Annotated in this window: 1 protein-coding gene; it reads right to left on the reverse strand. The window is 36.1% G+C overall.

The window, feature by feature from the left end; genetic code table 11:
- Positions 1-311, reverse strand: a 311-nt coding sequence (locus DC53_RS22870; protein ID WP_139016140.1) for a hypothetical protein, incomplete at its 3' end; no start/stop codon positions are given.
- Positions 312-349: the final 38 nt, after the last annotated feature.

The raw sequence follows: 349 nt of genomic DNA on the forward strand, positions 1-349 counted from the left end.
GTATAATCTATAGAAGTATCAAGAGTTACATCCGTAAATTCAACAGATCCTGTAGCGTAAGCAGCAAGATTTCCTGAAAAATCCTGTGTAGCTACTACAGTTTCACCATCCATAAGTGAAACTTGAGCACTTGTTATTGCATTAGTACCATAATTTTTTATTTCTATCCCAAAGTCAGAAGCACCAGTTGCCTCACAAAGATTAACCTCTCCTTTGTATACTTTTCCGTGGTTTTCTAAACCAGTAAGAGCGTTACATTCAAGAATTTGAGGAAGTATAGTAGCAGTAGTAGTATTACTCAAATTTGGCATGTTGTATGCTGTTCCATCAGAGCAAATTCTGTACATTG

It is taken from the genome of Pseudoalteromonas fuliginea (assembly GCF_000690055.1).
In the GTDB taxonomy this organism is placed as follows: domain Bacteria; phylum Pseudomonadota; class Gammaproteobacteria; order Enterobacterales; family Alteromonadaceae; genus Pseudoalteromonas; species Pseudoalteromonas fuliginea.